We start from the raw sequence: 1,924 nt of genomic DNA on the forward strand, positions 1-1,924 counted from the left end.
GTAAGTCGTCGAATCTATGCGTATTGAAGCCCTTTTTCCCTTTCCTTACAATTACTACATACAGTTAACTCATTGAAAGGCAGTATTATGGATTTAGAGATCTTAAAGAAAAAACTAAGTTCATTCAGGGGAGAAGGAGGTCGAGTTACCAAGGTTAGCGATGAGCTCTTGCTAGAGATACTCATAGCTTGGGAAAACTGGACAGGTTCCAGCAGAGATTTTTATAGTGCCATCGGCAGTAACCACAAAAAGATGGCTCGAATGATCGGCAAAGCGAAGCAGTTGCGACGAGATGGAGTTGTAGCCCCATTTCAGGAGATCGCTATCGAGGGTATTACTGACTCTGTATCTCCACCAGCCATACCGTGTGATATTGAGCTTCAGGAAAAGGGAAAAATTATTCGATTTAGGAAAGTAGACCTCTTAGTGGAATACCTTAAAAAGGTGTCGTAATGCTTCCTAGTAGGCGCATGAGAGTCTTTGCTTGTAAGAAACCTACAGACATGAGGGCTTCCTTCGATTCGCTATATAAACAGACAAAGGATGTTATCGGCGCCGATCCAATGTCTGGTCACATGTTTCTCTTTGTAAACAAGAACAGAACCCGAGTCAAAGTCCTCTATTACGATGGGACAGGTTTTGTCATCATCGCGAAAAGGCTTGATAAAGGGAGATTCTCCAAATTGAATCCCTATTATAAGCGAGATATTATTCTCACTCAGGCAGAGTTTTCACTTTTCTTTGAGGGCGCTACGGTTAATAAGCGCTTTATCGAGTCACCCTGAGTCGATTAGGGATGCGTATTGAAATGGTGTTACGAGGTCTTGGTTTTTGTGGCTTCGCTCCACTACCCAAGAGAAGTAATTTCTTGGGTTTATAGAGTTTATCTTACATGATTCTACGATACTGAATAGAACAGAGCTGGTACGAGCCCCTCTCTTAGAGTGGGTTCCGTACCAAGTTTTTCTCCCAATCACCGGACTACGGAGCAGTCGTTCGCTAAAGTTATTGTCAAGTGGGAGCTTTATATTTCCTACACACTTACTCAAGCCATCAAAATGATTTAAGAAGTAGTTGACGGCTTTTTCATGTGCGCTTCCAGGCATCGTTGCTTCTTTTGCTAGCTCACACCGATTTTTAAGATCTATAAATAAAGGTTCCATCTGACTTCGAGCATCTATCTTCTGCTCTTCAGTCTCAGCATTTCGTTCTAGCTCGTAGATTTCTCCGTATAGCTTGCGAAAAACTTCTGTTTCTTCCTCCCAGGTTTTCGCTGCGTCTTTGAAGTAGCGATAAGCATGAGCATTACAGTAGATTTCTTCTACTTCTTTATCTTGCTTAGCCAACTGGCCGATAGCTTTCTTGTAGCCACTATAGCCATCAGTGAGTAAATAGCGCGTTCTAGATTCCAAGAGAAAGCTTAATGGGATATCTCCACTCCTAGTACCGTGAGCTTCAAAGACACAAGCAGTCTGAGTAGCAAACCCCCAGAGATACCAGTTCGCTGTAATATCACCTTCAAGCATCTTGTGAGGAGTCTCGTCCATCATGACCAGCTCAGACGAAAGAACTTCTTCCTTGATCTGTTCGTAAACTGGCTGTAGAAATTGGGCTAGGCTATGAGTTAGCCCAATCAAGCTATTGGGTGGCAAGCCTTCGATACCGCTTCGAGCAGCAATCGAACTATACCTTTCAATGGGTATTAAATCACAATACTTAGAGAGGGCAATATCGATGATGACACTATCACCATAGTTCGAACTAGGAATTATGGATGGCAGCATTGGAGCATTGTACATACTTCCATGACATGAGTTACAGTTGTAGATCACCCTCTTATGACGAACAATGTAGTATTGTTTAGGGATAACCTCGAGCTTCTCGGAAGTCTTATAAAGTCCAGATTTAGTCATTCGCTTACTAC

At 42.6% G+C, this 1,924-nt stretch carries 3 protein-coding genes; 2 read left to right on the forward strand and 1 reads right to left on the reverse strand.

What is annotated here, in order from left to right; translation table 11 throughout:
- Positions 1-87: 87 nt before the first annotated feature.
- Together B9N89_RS31105 and tnpB are read left to right on the forward strand one after the other, a co-directional pair.
- Positions 88-453: a hypothetical protein gene (locus B9N89_RS31105; protein WP_132326498.1), complete on the forward strand. Its 366-nt coding sequence runs from the start codon at positions 88-90 to the stop codon at positions 451-453.
- Between the two features lie 17 nt (positions 454-470).
- Complete coding sequence (gene tnpB / locus B9N89_RS31110; protein ID WP_159455771.1) at positions 471-785, forward strand: IS66 family insertion sequence element accessory protein TnpB; 315 nt, start codon at positions 471-473, stop codon at positions 783-785.
- On the opposite strand, the gene tnpC is transcribed toward tnpB, so the two are convergent.
- A partial coding sequence (gene tnpC, locus B9N89_RS31115; RefSeq protein ID WP_132326494.1) for an IS66 family transposase occupies positions 777-1,924 on the reverse strand: 1,148 nt, incomplete at its 5' end. The two genes, tnpB and tnpC, sit on opposite strands and share 9 nt — an antisense overlap.

The organism is Pseudobacteriovorax antillogorgiicola, from assembly GCF_900177345.1.
Lineage (GTDB): Bacteria > Bdellovibrionota_B > Oligoflexia > Oligoflexales > Oligoflexaceae > Pseudobacteriovorax > Pseudobacteriovorax antillogorgiicola.

Excerpts from the sequence above, each read along its gene's own strand:
- B9N89_RS31105 (WP_132326498.1), top strand. The coding sequence starts at position 88 with ATGGATTTAGAGATCTTAAAGAAAAAACTAAGTTCATTCAGGGGAGAA.
- tnpB (WP_159455771.1), top strand. The coding sequence starts at position 471 with ATGAGAGTCTTTGCTTGTAAGAAACCTACAGACATGAGGGCTTCCTTC.